The sequence below is a fragment of the Caballeronia sp. M23-90 genome (assembly GCF_053574605.1).
In genome coordinates this window covers 1-342 of sequence record NZ_JBSIPA010000994.1, presented here as the reverse complement: position 1 = coordinate 342, position 342 = coordinate 1, and the positions used below count along the sequence as shown (strand labels likewise).

At 53.5% G+C, this 342-nt stretch carries 1 protein-coding gene; it reads right to left on the bottom strand.

Annotation, left to right across the window (positions count from 1 at the left end; genetic code table 11):
- Window positions 1-342 (bottom strand): DDE-type integrase/transposase/recombinase (locus ACRXB1_RS37475; protein ID WP_449494949.1); only part of this gene is annotated, 342 nt, incomplete at both ends.

Genomic DNA, 342 nt, shown 5'->3' with positions numbered 1-342 from the left:
TGCCGGTTATAAAAGATCTCGATGTATTCCGTGATTTCTCTGCTGGCCTGATCGCGGGTCGCGAACTTGCGATGATAGACGAGTTCATTCTTCAGTGAGCCCCAGAATGATTCGATGGGTGCGTTGTCGAAGCAATTTCCACGTCTGCTCATTGATGCCTGCATGCCGAACTGTTTGAGAAGATTCTGATAAGCGTGGGCGCAGTACTGACTACCGCGATCAGTATGTTGTATCAGGCCCGTCGGTGGCCGGTGCGACGCGACAGCCCGAAACAGCGCCTGCATGACCAGCTGTTTTGTCATGCGCTCGCTCATGGCATAGCCGACGATCTCTCCGCTAAAC